Origin of the sequence: Streptomyces sp. RerS4 (assembly GCF_023515955.1) — a bacterium.
In the GTDB taxonomy this organism is placed as follows: domain Bacteria; phylum Actinomycetota; class Actinomycetes; order Streptomycetales; family Streptomycetaceae; genus Streptomyces.
This window is the reverse complement of sequence record NZ_CP097322.1, coordinates 5,819,844-5,836,242: the sequence shown is the minus strand read 5'-3', so window position 1 is coordinate 5,836,242 and position 16,399 is coordinate 5,819,844. Positions and strand designations below refer to the sequence as shown.

The window sequence follows — 16,399 nt, the reverse complement described above, 5'->3', positions numbered from 1 at the left end:
CCGGCAACCGCGTGACCGGCTGTGGCGCCGGGGTACTGCCGGTGGGCTCAGCCGGTGTGGAGGGTGCGGAAGCGGTCGGGGTGGGCTGGGGAGCGGTCTGTCACGTGGATCGGGGGCCAGGTCCATTGCCAGACGGGGGTGCCCGGTGGGCGGGAGAAGTGGATCGGGCCTCGGGTGCCCTCCACCTTGATGTGCGGCCAGGGGGCCGTGCCGTCGCGCGGGGAGCGGAGCACCTCGACCAGGACGGTGATCGTGTCGTGGCCCTCGAAGGCCACGAAGGAGGGGGCTTCGGCCAGCTGCTGCCGGAGGGCCGTCTCGACGCGTTCGCCGTGGGGGCCGAGGCGTTCGGGCAGGTAGCGCAGGAACGGGATCGCCGCGCCGTCTTCGCCCAGCAGCTTCGACCATTCCGCGAACTCCGGTTGGCCCGCCGGAGCGCCGATCATGATCTCGGCCAGGCGCCGGTCCCCGCGGACGGATTCGACGAGGGACACGGCCGGATCCGGGTGGCCGACCAGGAGGAGCAGGGCTGTCGCGCCGTTGGCGGCGAGGGCGTCGCACACCGCCGTGGGGGCGAGCGCGGACGTGTCGAGTTCGATCACGGCGGCGCCCCGCGGGGCGAGGTGGTCCCGCAGGATGCGGGTGCCGGATGCCCAGTAGACGCTGGGCTGGGTTGCCACGGCGATGCGACGGTGGCCCGCGCCGAGGAGGAAGTCCGCGTAGATCCGCCAGCCGCGGGACTGCGCCGGCGCGAGGCGCGCGACCCAGGGCGTGGGCTGTTCGGTGAGCGCGTCGAGCACCGCCGACGAGCAGAGGAACGGGACGCCGAGCGCGTCGGCCCTGGCGGCAGCGGCGCGGGCGACGACGCTGTGGTACTCCCCCGCCAACGCGGCCACGCCCAGGCCGGCCAATTCGTCCACGGCGGCCGCGGCCTTCCGCGGATCGGCCGCGGTGTCCCGGACGACCAGTTCAAGTGGTCGTCCGGCGACCCCGCCCGCGTCGTTGACCTCGCGGACGGCCAACTCCATTCCCGCGAGCAGGTGTCGGCCCGCCTCGACCCAGCCGGGGCGGGTGAGGGGAACGAGGGCCCCGATCCGGAGGGGTGACGGTGGCGGCGTATTCATGTGTGGGCGCCTCCCTACTGAGGGTTCGGTGAACGGCGGGGCGCGCCAAAGGTAGCCCAGTCGGTCTTGACCCCGGTGCGGTGTGGGAGTTCACTCCCCTCACCAGATAGGTCTGGACCAGCATCTGGACCAGCAGCCGAATCGAGGCCCCCCTCATGTCCACACCCTTACGTAGACGCGTTTTACGGCCGGCAGCGCTTGTCAGTGGCTCGCTGGCAGTCGTGCTCGGCTGGGGAACGGTCGCCGCCCCGGCCGCGCCTGCCGCCCCTGCCGTCGACCGGGCGGCGGTCGTCAACGCCGTCACCTTCGAGGACAACTTCGACGGCCCCGGCGGGACCGCCGTCGACCCCGGCAAGTGGCAGATCGAGACCGGGGACAACGTCAACAACCACGAACGCCAGTGGTACACGCCCGGCGCCGCCAACGCCGCGCTCGACGGGCTCGGCAACCTGGTGATCACCGCCCGCCGCGAGAACCCCGGCACCCACCAATGCTGGTACGGCCGCTGCGAGTACACCTCCGCCCGACTCAACACCGCCGGCCGGTTCACCCAGAAGTACGGGCACGTCGAGGCCCGGATGAAGGTGCCGCGCGGGCAGGGCATGTGGCCCGCGTTCTGGATGCTCGGCGAGGACATCGGCCAGGTCGGCTGGCCGAACAGCGGCGAGATCGACGTCATGGAGAACGTCGGCTTCGAGCCGTCCACGGTCCACGGCACCCTCCACGGGCCGGGGTACTCGGGCGCCGGCGGGATCGGTGCCGCGTACACCCTGTCCGGCGGCCGGGCGTTCGCCGACGACTTCCACACCTTCGCGGTGGACTGGGCGCCGGGCTCCATCACCTGGTCCGTGGACGGGCAGGTGTACCAGCGACGGACGCCCGCCGACCTCGGCGGCCAGCAGTGGGCGTTCGACAAGCCGTTCTTCCTGATCCTCAACCTGGCGGTGGGCGGCGACTGGCCCGGGGACCCCGACGGTTCCACGCAGTTCCCCAGCCGGCTCGTCGTCGACTACGTGCGCGTCAGCACAGCCGACAGCGGAGGCGGCCGCACCGGAACCTTCGTCGGGCTCGCCGGCAAGTGCCTGGACGTGGCGGGCGCGCAGAGTACGAACGGCACGCAGGTCCAGCTCTACACCTGCAACGGCACCGCCGCCCAGCGGTGGACCCTGCCGGGCGACGGCACCGTCCGGGCGCTCGGCAAGTGCCTGGACGTCAACGAGGCCTCCACCGCGCCCGGCGCCAAGGTCCAGCTGTGGGACTGCAACGGCACCGGCGCCCAACGCTTCGACTACAACGGCACCACGCGGGACCTGGTGAACATCCCGGCGGACAAGTGCGTGGACGTCCGCGAGCAGAACCCGGCCGACTCGACGCCGGTCCAGACCTGGTCGTGCAGCGGCAATGCCAACCAGAAGTGGACCTTCACCGGTTGATCCGAGCTCTTGAGCCCACCCGCACTGGGGCCCCCGCACCTCGGGGGCCCCACCCGGCGCGTTACGGAGCCGCGGCCCGGAAGGCGGCCGTCAGCCTGGCCACCGCCCCCGTCAGGTCACCGGTCAGCAGCAGGTGGTCCGCCTCGGCGAACGGCTTGGCCGAGGCTTCCGTGAACCGCCCACCGATCCGGTCCGCGACGATCGCCCGCGCCCGGTCCGCCACCGCCCGCCCGGCCTCGGAATCGGCCCCGGTCGTACGCTCCACCGCCGCCGCGGCCACGGCGAGGGCCCGCAACGCCGGCTCGCCGCCCCGCGCGGGCGCGACCGGTGTGGTCAGGCCCCAGCCGTACGGGAACTGCGGATCGTAGGCCGCGTCACCCACGTTGATCGGCAGCTGCGCCTGCGACTTCGGCCAGGTCACCGGCAGCCGGCCGGTGAACGCCCGCTTGCCGTACAGCACATCGGCGACCCCGTCGCCCTCGGTGCCCGGCAGCCAGGACGCGACCAGGGCCGTCATCCGCTCCAGCCGGTCGCCGATCAACTGCGGCCGCCCGGACACCACGAGCACGGCGCAGCGCATCGCCGCGCACACCCGGTCCACGGCGGCCTTGTCGGCGTCCGACAGTTCCAGGTCGTGACCGTTGCCGACGTCCCCGACGCCCTCCGCGTACGGGGTCTCGCCGACGATCACCACGCCCACGTCGTGCCCGGCCATCGGCGCGGTGGCGTCCTTGGAGAACGTCACCGCGTCGGGCGAGCCGGCCGCCTTCCGCATGCCCTCCAGGATGGTGGTCCCCTGCGTGATCTTCCCGGAGGAGCCCTGCCAACTCACGGTCCAGCCGCCGGCCTGGTTGCCCAGGTCGTCCGCGTTCGACCCGGCGACGTACACCTTCTGTGCGGGCTTCAGCGGCAGCAGCCCGCCCTCGTTCTTCAGCAGGACCTGCGACTTGGCCGCCGCCTCGCGGGCCACCGCCCGGTGCTCGGCCGAGCCGACCGTACCGATGCCGGACCGGTCGGCGTAGGGCTTCTCGAAGAGGCCGAGCGTGAACTTCTGCTCCAGGATCCGCGACACGGCGTCGTCGATCCGCGCCGTCGGGATCCGGCCGGCGGCCGCCTCGCCCACGAGCGTGCGGTGGAAGTCCTGGTACGCGGTCGGCACCATGATCATGTCGAGGCCGGCGTTCACCGATGTCCGCACGTCGCTCGCGTAGTCGCCGGGGATCTGGTCGATGGCCTGCCAGTCGCTGATGACGAAGCCCTTGAAGCCCATCCGGTCCTTCAGCACCCCGTTGATCAGCTCGGCGTGGGCGTGCATCTTCACCGGGCCGGCGTCGTCGCCGAGGAAGTCCACCGAGGAGTACGACGGCATGACCGTCCCCACCCCGCGCTTCACCGCCTCCCGGAACGGCGCCAGGTGCACCGCCTCCAGCTCCTGCCGGGTGACGCGGGTGATGCCCTGGTCGATGGTGTACGAGCCGGTGGTGGACGAGCCGAACTCCGTGCCGCCGTCGCCCACGTAGTGCTTGGCGGTGGCGAGCACCTTGTCCCCGCGGTCCAGGTCCCGGCCGTCCGGCGCGCCCTGCATGCCGCGGATCACCGTCTCCATCGCGCCGACCAGCGCCGGGTCCTCGCCGAAGGCCTCGTACGAGCGGCCCCAGCGCTCGTCGCGCGTCACGCACAGGCACGGCGCGAAGTCCCACGGGACGCCGGTCGCCCGGACCTCGGCGGCGGTCACCGCGCCGGTCCGCTCGGCCAGCTTCGGGTCGCGCGAGGCGCCCAGGCCGATGTTGTGCGGCATGATCGTGGAACCGACGACGTTGTTGTGGCCGTGGACGGCGTCCACCCCGTAGATCAACGGGATCTGGAGGCGGGCCGTCCGGGTGCGCAGCTGGTAGCCGTCCACCATGTCGGCCCACCCCTCGGGGGTGTTGGGGTTCGGGACGGAGCCGCCGCCGGACAGCAGTGAGCCCAGCCCGTACGCCGCGATGTCACCGGGGGCCTTCAGCGCGTTGCGCTCGGCCTGGGTCATCTGCCCGGCCTTCTCCTCGGGGGTCATGCGGGCGAGCAGGTCCGCGACCCTTGTGCGCACCGGGAGTTTCGGGTCGAGGTACGGCAGCCCGTGCGCGTCGATGACGACGAGCGGGTCCTCGGCGGGCGGCCGGGCGCCGGTCACGGTCAGCTTCACCGGCACGGTCTCGGCGGTCTCGCCGTCGCGGTCCTCGGCGGTGGTGACGGTGACGGTGCGGGCGGTGCCGGAGGGGGCGCCGGCCGGGAAGGTGAGCGTGCCGGTCACCGGTCGGTAGTCGGCGCCGGGGGTGGCCGTACCGCCCTCGGTCGTGTACGCGACGGTCACCGGTTCGGTGAGCGGTCCGGAGCCGGTGGTGGCGACGGCGACCCGCACGGCGGCCGAACCGCCTTCCTTCACAGGGTGAACGGTCGCCTCGGTGACGACCTTGGTCTGGGCGACCGGGTCGGCCGCCCCGTACGCCTCCACCCCGTCGATCATGAACTCGCCGGGGCGGCCCACCGGGAGGGTGAAGGCGTAGCCCCACATCTCGGTGAGTCCGAGCACGTGGTCGATGCCGCCGACCGGCTGGTAGTCGGTGCGGTACTCGAACCGGGAGAACGGGATCTCGACGAGGTGCCAGCCCTGCCAGTCGTCGGTGAACGAGGTCGTCCACAGCTCGGACGCCTCGCCGTTGGCCCCGCCGTCCTTGAGCTCGAAGTGCACCCGGGGGCCCGAACCGGGCGGTTGCGGCGCGGTGTTCTGCCCGTACCACCAGAACCGGATGCCGCCCCGGGCGCTCCAGTCGTGGGCGGGCCTGTCGAAGGCGAAGTCGTGGCTGAAGCCGCCCCAGCCGCTGATGTCGTACGTGCCGTGCAGCACCTTCGCGCCTTCGGGGGCGTCGGCGCGCTCCCGGAGTTCCAGCCGGGGCCGGTCGTCGGCGTCGCTGCCCCAGGGGAAGATCCCTTCGGCGGGCGGTCCGGCGAACGGGACCTCGCCCTCGAAACGGTCGACCGCCGCCGGAGGAGGCGGATCCCCGGCGGCGGCCGTGGCCGTGGCCTGTGCGAGCGGCAGGAGCCCGGCGAGGACGCCGGTCACCGCCAACAGAGCGGTTCTGAGCCGGCGTCGCGCCGGTGTCACACGTGCTGTACCCATCAAGTGCCTCCGAGGTCTATACCACCGGGACAAGACACCGCGTGAGTCAACTGAACCGCCCTGCCACCGTCAAGACTTCACGTCACGACTGGCCGAATGCCGCCGTCCCCGCCGCCCGAGTTCAGTTCCTGAAACCCCGCATCGCTCACGACAGCGGCCGGCTGGACGGACGTGTGGTTGGGTGGGGCGTATGGGTCTCAGGGGAGAGGTGCCCGGGTACGCGGGCGGGCCGGCGGGGTGTCGCTGTGGGAAGTGTCGCTGTGGCGGGGAGGTGTCGGCGTCGAGCGCGGCGCCGCCCTTCGATCCCGAACTGCGGCAGGTGTTGGAGGCCATGGGCGAGGAGGCGTGGGAGCCGCTCAGGCCGGAGAACCTCGCCGCCCGGCGGGAGCGGGACGCCGCCTCGCGGCCCCGGCCGACGGTCGAGGAGCTGCGGGCCGACGGCCTGTTCGAGGTGGAGGAGCTGCGGGCGCCGGGGCCGCCGGACGGGCCGGACGTCACGCTCGTGAGCGCGCGGCCGGCCGGGCTCGTCGGGCCGCTGCCGCTGCTGTACTACATGCACGGCGGCGCCATGATCATGGGCAACGCGTGGTCCGTCCTGCCCGGGGTCCTGCGCTCGATGGCGCTCCCGCTGGGGCTGGCCGTCCTCTCCGTCGAGTACCGGTTGGCGCCGCGTACGCGCTACCCCGGGCCGCTGGAGGACTGTTACGCCGGACTCGTCTGGGCGGCCGAACACGCGGCCGAACTGGGCATCGATCCGGACCGTATCGTCATCGGCGGGAAGAGCGCCGGCGGCGGGCTCGCCGCGGCCCTGGCCCTGCTGAGCCGTGACCGCGGCGGTCCCCGGGCGCTGGGGCAACTGCTGCTGTGCCCGATGCTCGACGACCGCGGCGGCACCTTCTCCAGCCGGCAGATGACGGGCATCGGCATGTGGGACCGCGCCGCCAACGCGACCGCGTGGCAGGCCCTGTTGGGCGAGCGCTACGGCGCCGCCGACCTGCCGCCCTACGCGTCCCCGTCCCGTGCCACGGACCTCTCCGGACTCCCCCCGGCCTTCATCGAGGTCGGGTCGGCCGAGTCCTTCCGGGACGAGGACGTGGCCTACGCGAACGCGATCTGGCAGGCGGGAGGCCAGGCCGAGTTGCACGTATGGCCGGGCGCGTTCCACGGCTTCGACAGCATGGCCCCGCACGCCGCCCTCAGCCGGGACGCCCGCGAGTCCCGCACCCGCTGGCTCCGCCGCCTCCTCGCGCAGGCCGAATCCGACCAGGCAATGTCCGGTGCGGTCAATCCCCTTCCGTGAGGTGCCGGAAGCGGTCCGGCAGGGTGCGGAGCCAGGCGGCGCGGTCGGTGGCGATCTCGCGGAGCCGTTCGTCGCCGGTGCGGGCGACGAGGTGGCCGAGGTAGCGCTCGTTGAACGCGGCGTATTCCTGGTGCAGGGTGCGCAGGGCGCCGGCCACGCGGCCCTCGTCCAGCCGGGCGAGCTGGGCCAGGGGGGCGGCGTACTGCTTCCAGCGGCCTTCGACGGCCTGGCGTAGCAGGCCCACGAGTTCACCGGCGAGCCCCGCCACGGCCGGCACCTCGGCCGGGGCCAGGCCCAGGGCGTCGGCCAGCAGCAGGGTCTGGTGGTCGGTGCCGGTCCAGTGGTGGTCGGTCTCGGCCCGCGCGTACGCCTCCACGGGCATGCCGATGCGCCGCGCGAGCCGTTCGGCCGTGAACTGGCGGGCCAGGCGGTGCTCGCGGAGGGTCCGCGGCCGCACGGCCATCAGGATCGGCGTCGGGCACCACAGCGCGTCGGCGAGGGCGAAGAGTTCGGCCTCCGTGGGCCGCGCCGCCCCCGACTCCCAGGCCAGGATCGTTTCGGGCGGGCGGTGCAGGCCCAGTTGGGCCAGGTGGGCGCAGACGTGGCCGTGGCTCAGGCCGATGCGCAGCCGGGCGGCTTTCGCCTCGGCCGGGGAGAAGGGCGGGTAGGAGGCGGAGGAGTACGGGGAGGACACGGCCGGTCAGCGGCCCGGTGCGAAGTGGGCGTCGGCGTGGCCGTGGGGGTGGGCGTCGGCTTCGGCGTCGGTGAGCGCGTCCCAGTCGATGTCCTCGCGGCTCCGGCGGCCACCGAACGCGTGGAAGAACAGGTTCAGCAGGACGGCCGAGAGGCTGCCGAGGGTGATCCCGCTGCCCAGAACCGCCCGTACCTCGGTGGGCATGCGCTCGAAGAAGGGCCCGACGACGGTCGGCAGCATGGCGGCGCCCAGACTGACCGCCAGGATCAGCGCGTTGCGCTCCTCCCGCAGGTCGACCTTGGCGAGGATCTGGATGCCGACGGTGGCGACCATGCCGAACATGGCGACGGCGGCGCCGCCCAGCACCGGGTGCGGGACGGCGGCCACCAGCGCGCCGGCCTTCGGTATCAGCCCCAGCACGATCATGAACAGGCCCGCCGCGACCACGACGAACCGGCTGGTGACGCGGGAGATCCGGACCAGGCCGATGTTCTCCGCGAAGGCCACGTAGGGGAAGGAATTGAAGACGCCGCCGAGGACGGTGGCCACGCCGTCGGCGCGCAGCGCGCGGCTGACGGTCTCGCCGTCGACGTGCCGGCCGGTGATCTCGCCCATGGCGTACACGTCGCCGGTGGTCTCCACCATGGTGATCATCATGACCACGACCATGGCCAGCATCGGGAACAGCGCGAAGTGCGGCATGCCGTAGTGGAAGGGAGTGCTGACGCCGAGCCAGTCCGCCTGGTCGACGCCGCCGAGGTCGGCGTCGCCGAGCAGCCAGGCGACGGCGGTACCGCCCACGAGGCCGAGGAGGACGGCGATGCTGCTCAGGAAGGGGCCGCCGAAGCGGGTCACGGCCATGATGAACAGCAGGGTGCCGCCCGCGTAGGCGAGGTGGGACGGGGCGCCGTAGGCGGGAGTGCCGATGAGGCCGGGGCCGCCGCCGACGTCCTGGAGGGCGACGGGGATGAGCGTGACGCCGATGACGGTCAGCAGGGTGCCGGTGACGACGGGCGGGAAGTAGGCGGCCAGGCGTCCCGCGAAGGGGGCGAGGAGGAAGGTCGCGAAGCCGGCGGTGATGACGGCGCCGTAGACCACCAGCAGTCCGGCGGTGCCACCGCCGGCGCCCTGCCCGATGGCGATCATCGGCGACACGGCGGTGAAGGTGGCCCCTTGTACGAGGGGCAGTCGGGCGCCGATCCGCCAGAACCCCCAGGCCTGGATGATGGTGGCGATGCCCGCGGTGACCAGGTCCGCGTTGATCAGGTAGACGAGTTCCTGGCGCGACAGGCCGAGGCTGTTGCCGAGGAGGACCGGGACGAGGACGGCGCCGGCGTAGAAGGCCAGGACGTGTTGGAAGCCGTAGAGCGACAGCTTGGAGAGCGGGAGCACCTCGTCGACGGGATGGGCGGCGGTGCGGGTTTTGCGGCGCGGGGCCAGGGGTGCCATCTCTGCCTTGCCTTGGGGGTAGGTGAATGAGAGGGGACGACGTGCGGCCGTGGGGGCGGCCGGGGGCATGGGGGCGCGTCGTCGCGGGGAGGGGCGCCTCGGGAGCCGCGCGCGCCCGGCCGCGCGGATCGGGCGGCGGGGGCTGCGGGTGGAGCGGCGGGCGGCCGGGTGCACGGGATTGCCGGTGCACGGCCGGCCTGATGCCGAGGCGGAACGGGCCGCGAGGGCCTCGTGGGCACTGATCCTTGCGGACGGCACTGTTCCGCGCAAGCTTCCGGCCAATGTTTTTGAAACCAGAACCGGCAGGTAACTTGCGATTCAATGGCAAATTCCGTCCGATGCTACGGAATCCGCAGCAACGACGGCGGCCCCGCCACAGGTCGTGTGGCGGGGCCGAGAGGTCGGGGAAGCGAGAGAGTCCGGAGAGCCGTCAGACCTTCCTGACCACGCTGGACTTGAGCTGCATCGAGCCGAAGCCGTCGATGCGGCAGTCGATGTCGTGGCCGTCGACGCCGTCCACGAGGCGGATGTTGCGGACCTTCGTGCCGGCCTTGATGCCGGACGGACTGCCCTTGACCTTGAGGCCCTTGACCACCGTCACGGTGTCCCCGTCGGCCAGGACGTTGCCCACGGCGTCCTTGACGACCTTCTCCTGCGGTGCCTCAACGGACCCGGCGGCAGAGCCGTCGCCGGTCCCGGCCGCATCGGCCGGCCACTCGTGCGCGCATTCGGGGCACACCAGCAGGGCGCCCATCTCGTAGGTGTACACGCTCGAACACGCGGGGCAGGGGGGCAAGGAAATTTCGGTCACCCCACCAGTATGCGTCGTGCGTGCGCGTCGCCCGCGACCTGCGCGTTTCATACCTCCGGGTGAGCCGGACGGGCTGCGGCGCGGCCCGCGCCCCGCGAGTGCCTAGGGTGAGTCGAGCCCGGTCGGGAGCCGCCCGGCCGGCGCCGTCTCGTTCACGTCCCGGGAGCTCGCGTGGCGCAGCAGTACACCAGGGTCCTGCGGTTGCGGCTCCGGTACCGGTTCGACCATCTGGTGGCCGGGGGCACGCGGGTGCTCATCGGCTGGTTCGCGCTGGCGTGTCTGATCGTCGTCGTGCCGGTGAGCGCGGTCTTCGTCTGGTCGGCCCGGCCGGCCCCGGCCACCCTCTCCGAGCGGCTCCTGGCCGTGTGGGCGAGCGTCGGGCAGACGCTGAAGATCGGCGGGACGACCGGTTCCCCCGTCCACGTCCTGGCCTCGGTGGTGCTCGCCCTGATCGCGCTGCTGTTCGTCTCGACGCTGGTCAGTCTGATCACCACCGGCATCAACCGGCGCGTCATGTCGCTGCGGCTGGGTCACTCGACCGTGGTGGAGGCCGGGCACACCGTCGTGCTGGGCTGGTCGGACCAGGTCTTCCCGGTGCTCGGCGAACTGGTCGCCGCCAACGCCAACCAGCGCCGGTCGGCCGTCGCCGTGCTCGCTCCGAAGGACAAGGTGGAGATGGAGGAGGAGATCTCCACCCGCCTCACCGAACGCGGCCGGACCCGGATCATCTGCCGCAACGGCAGCACCACCGAGCCGGCGGAGCTGCGCCGGGTGAGTCCGCGGACGGCGAAGGCGGTGCTCGTACTGCCACCGGGCGGGGACGCCGGCGACGCGCACGTGGTGAAGACGCTGCTCGCCCTCGACGCCGCCGTTCCCGGGGAGGGGGGTGACGCGGTGGTGGTGGCCGCCGTCCGCGATCCCCGCCACCACACGACGGCCCGCCTCGCCGCCGGTCCGGCGGGACACGTGCTGTGCGTGGACGAGATCACCGCCCGGCTCCTCGTCCAGACGGCCCGTCGGCCCGGCCTCTCCCTCGTCTACCAGGAGCTGCTGGACTTCGAGGGCGACGAGTTCTACACCGCGCCCGCCGGGGACCTGGCGGGGCGCCCCTTCGGCTCGGCGCCGCTCGCGTTCGCCACGTCCTCGGTGGTCGGTCTGCTGCGCGCGGACGGCCGCGCCGTCCTCAACCCGGATCCGGCCACGGAGATCGGCTCCGCCGACCGGATCATCGTCATCTCCCGGGACGACGACACGGCCGTGCGGCTGGACGTGTCCGACCTCGTGGCGCAGGACGCGATCGTCACGGCCGCGCCCCGGATCCCGCCGGCCGAGCGGCTGCTGCTGCTCGGCTGGAACCGTCGCGCGCCGCTGGTCGTCGACCAGCTCGACCAGTACGTGAGTCCCGGGACCACCCTCGACGTGGTGGCCCTCGCCGGGGACGCGGGCGACGCCGGCGGCCCGGCCGCCCTCGCGGTGTCGCCTCGGCGCGGCCTCGAAGTGTCGTTCCTGCACGCCGACATCACCGACGCGCGGGTCCTGGCCAAGCTGGACGTACCGGGGTACGACGGGGTGATCGTGCTGGGCGAGACGGATCCGGCGGCGCTCCCGGTCGTCCCCGGCGCCTCGACCCTCCCCGGCGCCTCGACCGTCCTCGGCCCGACGGTCGACCCGGAGGCGCTCGCCGACGACCGGACGCTGGTCACGCTCCTGCACCTGCGGGCCATCGGGCAGGCCGCGGACCGCCCCTTCGCCCTCACCACCGAGATGTCCGACGACGGAAACCGGCTCCTCGCGCCCGCCCGCGAGGGCGCCGACTTCATCGTGAGCGGCCGGCTGATCAGTCTGCTGATGACGCAGATCTCGGAGAGCCGCCATCTCGCGGCCGTCTTCGCCGAGTTGTTCGACGCCGAGGGCAACGAGCTACACCTCAAGCCGGTCGCGGACTACGTCCGGACCGGCGTCGAGGTCACGTTCGCGACCGTCGTGGAATCGGCGCGCCGGCGCCGGGAGTGCGCGGTCGGCTACCGGCTGCGCGCCGAGGCCGGGGTGGGGCCCGCGCACGGGGTGCGGGTCAACCCCGACAAGCGGCAGCCGGTCCGGTTCGGGGACGGGGACTGGGTGATCGTGCTCGCCGAAGGCTGACGAGCGGGGCGCTGCCGCTCACGGCGCGAGGTGGACCTCCAGCGCCGTCCGCACGGCGGATTCCAGGGCGCCTTCGATCCACGCGGGCTTGACGGATGTGTGGCATCCCGCGAAGTGCAGGCGGCCCTCGGGCCTGCGGACGTGATCCAGCAGTTCGGTGTGCTGGCCCGGAAGCAGGACGGACGCCTCGCCGTAGGCGTAGGGGTCGCGCATCCACGACTGGGTGCGGCCGACACCGGTGTAGAACACCTCGATCCGCTGCCCGAACACCTCCTGGACCCCGGCCAGGGCCCGCGGGTAGCGCTCCTCGTCGTCCAGGGAGTCCCACTTGAGGGCGTCGTCGGACCAGCTGTAGGAGGCGAGGATCACGCCGCCGGGGCTGCCCTCGACGGGGTGGGAGGGCTGGAACATGAAGCGGTTGGGGTTGTCGGTCGCCGATCCGCCGCCGACGACGTGGGCGGCCTGCGGCTGGTCGCGGGTGACGGGCCGGCAGGCGGCGTAGTGGGCGCGCTGTCCGCCGGAGACGCGGCCCCGGGGCACGGAGGTGTGCACGCCGAGCAGGCTCCCGTCGGCCGGGGTCCGGCCGAGCTGGTAGTCGCGGTACAGGCCGGGGCGTACCGCTTCCAACTCCCGCTTCCAGTCCTCCTCGTCGAACTCCCACCAGCGGCGGCTGAACTCCAGCAGCACCTTGGTCGCGGCGTCGTAGTGCAGTTCGGTGATCGCGCGCCGCTTGCCGTAGGAGAGGGCCGGGGTGACCGGGATGTGCCGCAGGCCGGAGAAGGGGACGGTGATGATCGCGGTGTCGGCGGTGAAGGTCTCGCGGCGTACGGGGCTGCCGTCGCGCCCCTCGGAGACGGTGTCGACGGTGACGGTGCCCTCGCCGTGGGTGATGCGCGTGGCGCGGCGGTCGAGGCGTACGACGTCCTTCACGCGGGCGTAGAGCGCGTCCGCGAGGGTGGCGGTGCCGCCGGGCAGTTCGAAGAAGGTGGTGTCGGGGCTGATCAGCGAGGCGCCGATGAAGCTGTGCACGAAGGCGAGGTGGAGCCGGGAGGTGAGGTTCTCGACGGTGCCGATCAGGTCGACGGTGCGCTCGTCGAGCTTGGCTTCCTCGGTCAGGTACCGGTACATCGACATGTGGCCGTAGCGCTGGATGACGCGGGCCCAGCCCTCGACGAGTGCCCGGTCCTTCTTGCCCTCGATGTGCTCGCGCACGGGGGCGAAGGCGTTGCGGACGATCTGCGCGGCGGGCACGGATTCGTAGGCCGCCGGCACGCCGAAGGACCGGTTGAGGGTCTGCGGGCTGCGCGCGTAGTCGGCCCGGCGGACGCGGATGCCGTTGACGAAGATCCAGGTGCGGTACGCGGGGTGGCCGGCGCCGTCGACGTCGACGAGGTGGAAGCGCCTGCGCTTGAGGCCGAGCCCGTCGATCAGGCCGGTGACCAGCGGGTGGCTGTCGGGGATGCGCATGGCGCCGGCCTCGGCGTACTGCTTGGGGTCGGCGAAGGGCGCGGCGGCGTTCTCGTGGCCGCCCGTGCGGAAGGTCTTGATGCGGCCGCCGACGCGGTTGGCGTTCGCCTCGATGACGGTGACCCGGTGTCCGGCCTCGCGCAGCAGGTGGGCGGCGGAGAGTCCGGCGGGGCCGGCTCCGACGATCAGGACGTTCTTGCCGGGGCGGGCGCCGGCGCCGGGGGCCTTGGGCAGCCCGTTCTTCAGCAGGATGTCCGCGTAGCGCGGTACGAGGGGCCGGTCCTGCTCGTCGCGTACGAGGATGGCGCGGGCGACGGACAGGCAGGCGTCCCAGCCGGTCAGGGCGGCGGCGGTGGTCGCCTGCGAGGTCTGCGCGGTGGTGGCGGCCACCGTCAGCGCGCCGGCGCCCGCGACCGCGGCGGCTCCGGCGATGACGGTACGCCGCGAGGGCCTGCGCGGCCCTTCGGGTGCGGGCTCGGCCGCGGGCGGGTCGCAGGGGGTGGGGGCGTCGTCGTGCGGTTCCGTGATCATGCGTCAACTGTCGTGGTCACCCCGGCCGCCGAGGCCCAAAAGGCCGCCTCCCGTCGGAGATCCACTCCAACGTGCGGCCGCAGGGCCCGCCGCTGACGAACGCCGTTTCGGGCATCTCCCCCGGATCGTCGGCCCGACGGCCCCGCGGTCCCGCCCGGGTGGGCGGGACCGCGGGGCCCGGCCGGTCAGCCGCCCAGGAGGGTGGCCGCCGTGGTCGCCGGGACCGGGGCGAGGCCGCAGGGGCGGGCCGTGAACGTGCCACGGCCCTGGGTGCGACCGCGCAGGCGGGACGCGTAGCCGAACAGCTCGGCCAACGGCACCACCGCCGTGAGCAGCGCCGTGCCGCCCTCGGTGGTGGAGCCCGAGATCCTGGCGCGGCGGGCCGCGAGGTCGCCCAGCACGCCCCCGACGCCGTCCTCGGGGACGGTCACCGTGACCTCGGCGACCGGCTCCAGGAGCTCCAGGGTGCTCGCGCGCAGGGCGTCGCGCAGCGCGAACCGTCCGGCCGCCCGGAACGCCATCTCCGAGGAGTCCTTGGAGTGGGTCGCCCCGTCCGTGAGGACCACGCGCAGCCCCGTCACCGGATGCCCGCCGAGCGGCCCCTCGGCGAGGGCGTCACGGCAGCCGGCCTCCACGGCCCGCGCGTACTCCTGCGGGACGCGGCCGCCGGTGACCGTCGAGCGGAACACGAAGCCGGGCTCGCCCAGCGGCTCGACGTCCAGGACGACGTGCGCGAACTGGCCCGCGCCACCGTCCTGTTTGACGTGCCGGTACACGAATCCGGTGACCCCGGCCACGACGGTCTCCCGGTAGGAGACCTGCGGTCGACCCACGACGACCTCCACCCCGTGGCCGCGCCGGATCTTCTCCACCGCCACCTCCAGGTGCAGTTCGCCCATCCCCGACAGCACCGTCTGGCCCGTCTCCGCGTCGGAACGCACCACCAGGGAGGGGTCCTCCTCGGTGAGGCGGGCCAGCGCGGTCGCGAGCCGGCCGGTGTCGGTGCCGCGTCCGGCCTCGACGGCGACGGACACCACCGGCTCGGCCACCGACGGTGGTTCGAGGACCAGCGGCGCGCCGGGCGCGCACAGGGTCGTACCGGCGCGGGCCGTCTTCAGCCCGATGACGGCGACGATGTCACCGGCGCTCGCCTCCTGCCTCTCCTCGTGCCGGTCGGCCTGTACGCGCAGGATCCGGCCGATCCGCTCCGTCCGCCCGCCGGTCGCGTCCAGGACGGCATCGCCCTTGCGCAGGGTGCCCGCGTACACGCGCAGGAAGGTGAGCCGCCCGGTCGGGGTGGCCGTCACCTTGAAGGCGAGCGCGGTGAACGGCGCCGCCGGGTCCGGCTCGCGTTCCCGCTCGCCGGCGCCGTCCGCCGTCGTGCCGCGTACGGGCGGCATGTCGGCGGGCGAGGGCAGGTAGTCCCGTACGGCGTCCAGCAGCGGTTCGATCCCGCGGTTGCGGTACGCCGACCCGCACAGCACGACCAGCCCGTCCCCGGCGAGGGTCAGCTCGCGCAGGGCCCGGCGCAGGGTGGCTTCGGTCAGCGCCGAGGCCGCGCAGAACTCCTCCAGGGCGTCCGGGTGGAGTTCGGCGACGGTCTCCTCCAGCAGGCGACGGCGCCGGGCCGCTTCCTCCCGGAGTTCCTCCGGCACGGGCGCGTCCGTGGCGGCTCCGCCGCCGTCGGGCCACAGCAGGGCGCGCATGCGCAGGAGGTCGACGACGCCGGTGAAACCGTCCTCGCGTCCGATCGGCAGCTGGACGACCAGGGGCACCGCGCCGAGGCGTCGACGGATCGACGCGACGGCGGTGTCCAGGTCGGCGCCGGCCCGGTCGAGCTTGTTGACGAACGCGATGCGCGGTACGCCGTACCGGTCGGCCTGCCGCCAGACGGACTCGCTCTGCGGCTCGACGCCGGCGACGGCGTCGAACACGGCGATCGCCCCGTCGAGCACCCGCAGGGAGCGTTCGACCTCGTCGGCGAAGTCGACGTGGCCGGGGGTGTCGATGAGGTTGATGCGGTGTCCGTCCCAGGTGCAGCTGACGGCGGCGGCGAAGATCGTGATGCCGCGGTCGCGTTCCTGCGCGTCGAAGTCGGTGACGGTGGTGCCGGCGTGGACCTCGCCGCGCTTGTGGACGGCGCCCGTCGCGAACAGGATCCGCTCGGTGACGGTGGTCTTGCCGGCGTCGACGTGGGCGAGGATGCCGAGGTTGCGGACGGCGAGGAGGGTGTCGTGGGACGTGGTGGTGCGCATGGCCCGGGGCCTTTCGAAAGACGGGAAGGGGCGGCG

The 16,399-nt window shown here is 73.3% G+C and carries 10 protein-coding genes; 3 read left to right on the top strand and 7 right to left on the bottom strand.

Going from position 1 to position 16,399, the window contains the following annotated elements:
- Positions 1-47 precede the first annotated feature (47 nt).
- On the bottom strand, positions 48-1,121 hold the full coding sequence (locus M4D82_RS26845; protein WP_249768510.1) for an ABC transporter substrate-binding protein: 1,074 nt from the start codon (positions 1,119-1,121) through the stop codon (positions 48-50).
- Positions 1,122-1,276: 155 nt separating this feature from the next.
- Here M4D82_RS26845 and M4D82_RS26840 point away from each other — a divergent pair, with 155 nt between their 5' ends.
- On the top strand, positions 1,277-2,554 hold the full coding sequence (locus M4D82_RS26840) for a glycoside hydrolase family 16 protein (protein WP_249768509.1): 1,278 nt from the start codon (positions 1,277-1,279) through the stop codon (positions 2,552-2,554).
- Between the two features lie 61 nt (positions 2,555-2,615).
- Here the strand turns inward: M4D82_RS26840 and M4D82_RS26835 are convergent, their stop codons facing one another.
- Positions 2,616-5,714, bottom strand: coding sequence for a glycoside hydrolase family 3 protein (locus M4D82_RS26835; RefSeq protein ID WP_249768508.1), 3,099 nt, complete (start codon positions 5,712-5,714; stop codon positions 2,616-2,618).
- 331 nt (positions 5,715-6,045) lie between these two features.
- Between M4D82_RS26835 and M4D82_RS26830 the strand changes: the two genes are divergently transcribed.
- The gene (locus tag M4D82_RS26830; RefSeq protein ID WP_249772189.1) at positions 6,046-7,014 is read left to right on the top strand and encodes an alpha/beta hydrolase; all 969 of its coding nucleotides are present in this window, start codon (positions 6,046-6,048) and stop codon (positions 7,012-7,014) included.
- On the opposite strand, the gene M4D82_RS26825 is transcribed toward M4D82_RS26830, so the two are convergent.
- The 3 genes from M4D82_RS26825 to M4D82_RS26815 form a co-directional block, all read right to left on the bottom strand.
- On the bottom strand, positions 6,998-7,708 hold the full coding sequence (locus M4D82_RS26825) for a helix-turn-helix domain-containing protein (protein WP_249768507.1): 711 nt from the start codon (positions 7,706-7,708) through the stop codon (positions 6,998-7,000). The two genes, M4D82_RS26830 and M4D82_RS26825, sit on opposite strands and share 17 nt — an antisense overlap.
- 6 nt (positions 7,709-7,714) lie before the next feature.
- Positions 7,715-9,157 carry a nucleobase:cation symporter-2 family protein gene (locus tag M4D82_RS26820; protein ID WP_249768506.1) on the bottom strand — a complete coding sequence of 481 codons (1,443 nt, stop codon included), beginning with the start codon at positions 9,155-9,157 and terminating at the stop codon, positions 7,715-7,717.
- Between the two features lie 430 nt (positions 9,158-9,587).
- Positions 9,588-9,968: a zinc ribbon domain-containing protein YjdM gene (locus M4D82_RS26815; RefSeq protein WP_249768505.1), complete on the bottom strand. Its 381-nt coding sequence runs from the start codon at positions 9,966-9,968 to the stop codon at positions 9,588-9,590.
- A gap of 171 nt (positions 9,969-10,139) precedes the next feature.
- Between M4D82_RS26815 and M4D82_RS26810 the strand changes: the two genes are divergently transcribed.
- The gene (locus M4D82_RS26810) at positions 10,140-12,110 is read left to right on the top strand and encodes a CASTOR/POLLUX-related putative ion channel (RefSeq protein ID WP_249768504.1); all 1,971 of its coding nucleotides are present in this window, start codon (positions 10,140-10,142) and stop codon (positions 12,108-12,110) included.
- A gap of 18 nt (positions 12,111-12,128) precedes the next feature.
- Here M4D82_RS26810 and lgoX read toward each other — a convergent pair whose 3' ends face one another.
- Both lgoX and fusA read right to left on the bottom strand, forming a co-directional pair.
- A complete protein-coding gene (gene lgoX, locus M4D82_RS26805; RefSeq protein ID WP_249768503.1) occupies positions 12,129-14,108 on the bottom strand; it encodes an L-glutamate oxidase LgoX in 1,980 nt (659 codons plus the stop codon).
- A gap of 185 nt (positions 14,109-14,293) precedes the next feature.
- On the bottom strand, positions 14,294-16,363 hold the full coding sequence (gene fusA, locus M4D82_RS26800) for an elongation factor G (protein WP_249768502.1): 2,070 nt from the start codon (positions 16,361-16,363) through the stop codon (positions 14,294-14,296).
- Positions 16,364-16,399: the final 36 nt, after the last annotated feature.

Bases quoted from the DNA above. Each gene is read 5' to 3' on its own strand.
- M4D82_RS26845 (WP_249768510.1), bottom strand. From the start codon at position 1,121: ATGAATACGCCGCCACCGTCACCCCTCCGGATCGGGGCCCTCGTTCCC.
- fusA (WP_249768502.1), bottom strand. From the start codon at position 16,363: ATGCGCACCACCACGTCCCACGACACCCTCCTCGCCGTCCGCAACCTC.
- M4D82_RS26820 (WP_249768506.1), bottom strand. From the start codon at position 9,157: ATGGCACCCCTGGCCCCGCGCCGCAAAACCCGCACCGCCGCCCATCCC.
- M4D82_RS26835 (WP_249768508.1), bottom strand. From the start codon at position 5,714: ATGGGTACAGCACGTGTGACACCGGCGCGACGCCGGCTCAGAACCGCT.
- M4D82_RS26840 (WP_249768509.1), top strand. From the start codon at position 1,277: ATGTCCACACCCTTACGTAGACGCGTTTTACGGCCGGCAGCGCTTGTC.
- lgoX (WP_249768503.1), bottom strand. From the start codon at position 14,108: ATGATCACGGAACCGCACGACGACGCCCCCACCCCCTGCGACCCGCCC.
- M4D82_RS26830 (WP_249772189.1), top strand. From the start codon at position 6,046: ATGGGCGAGGAGGCGTGGGAGCCGCTCAGGCCGGAGAACCTCGCCGCC.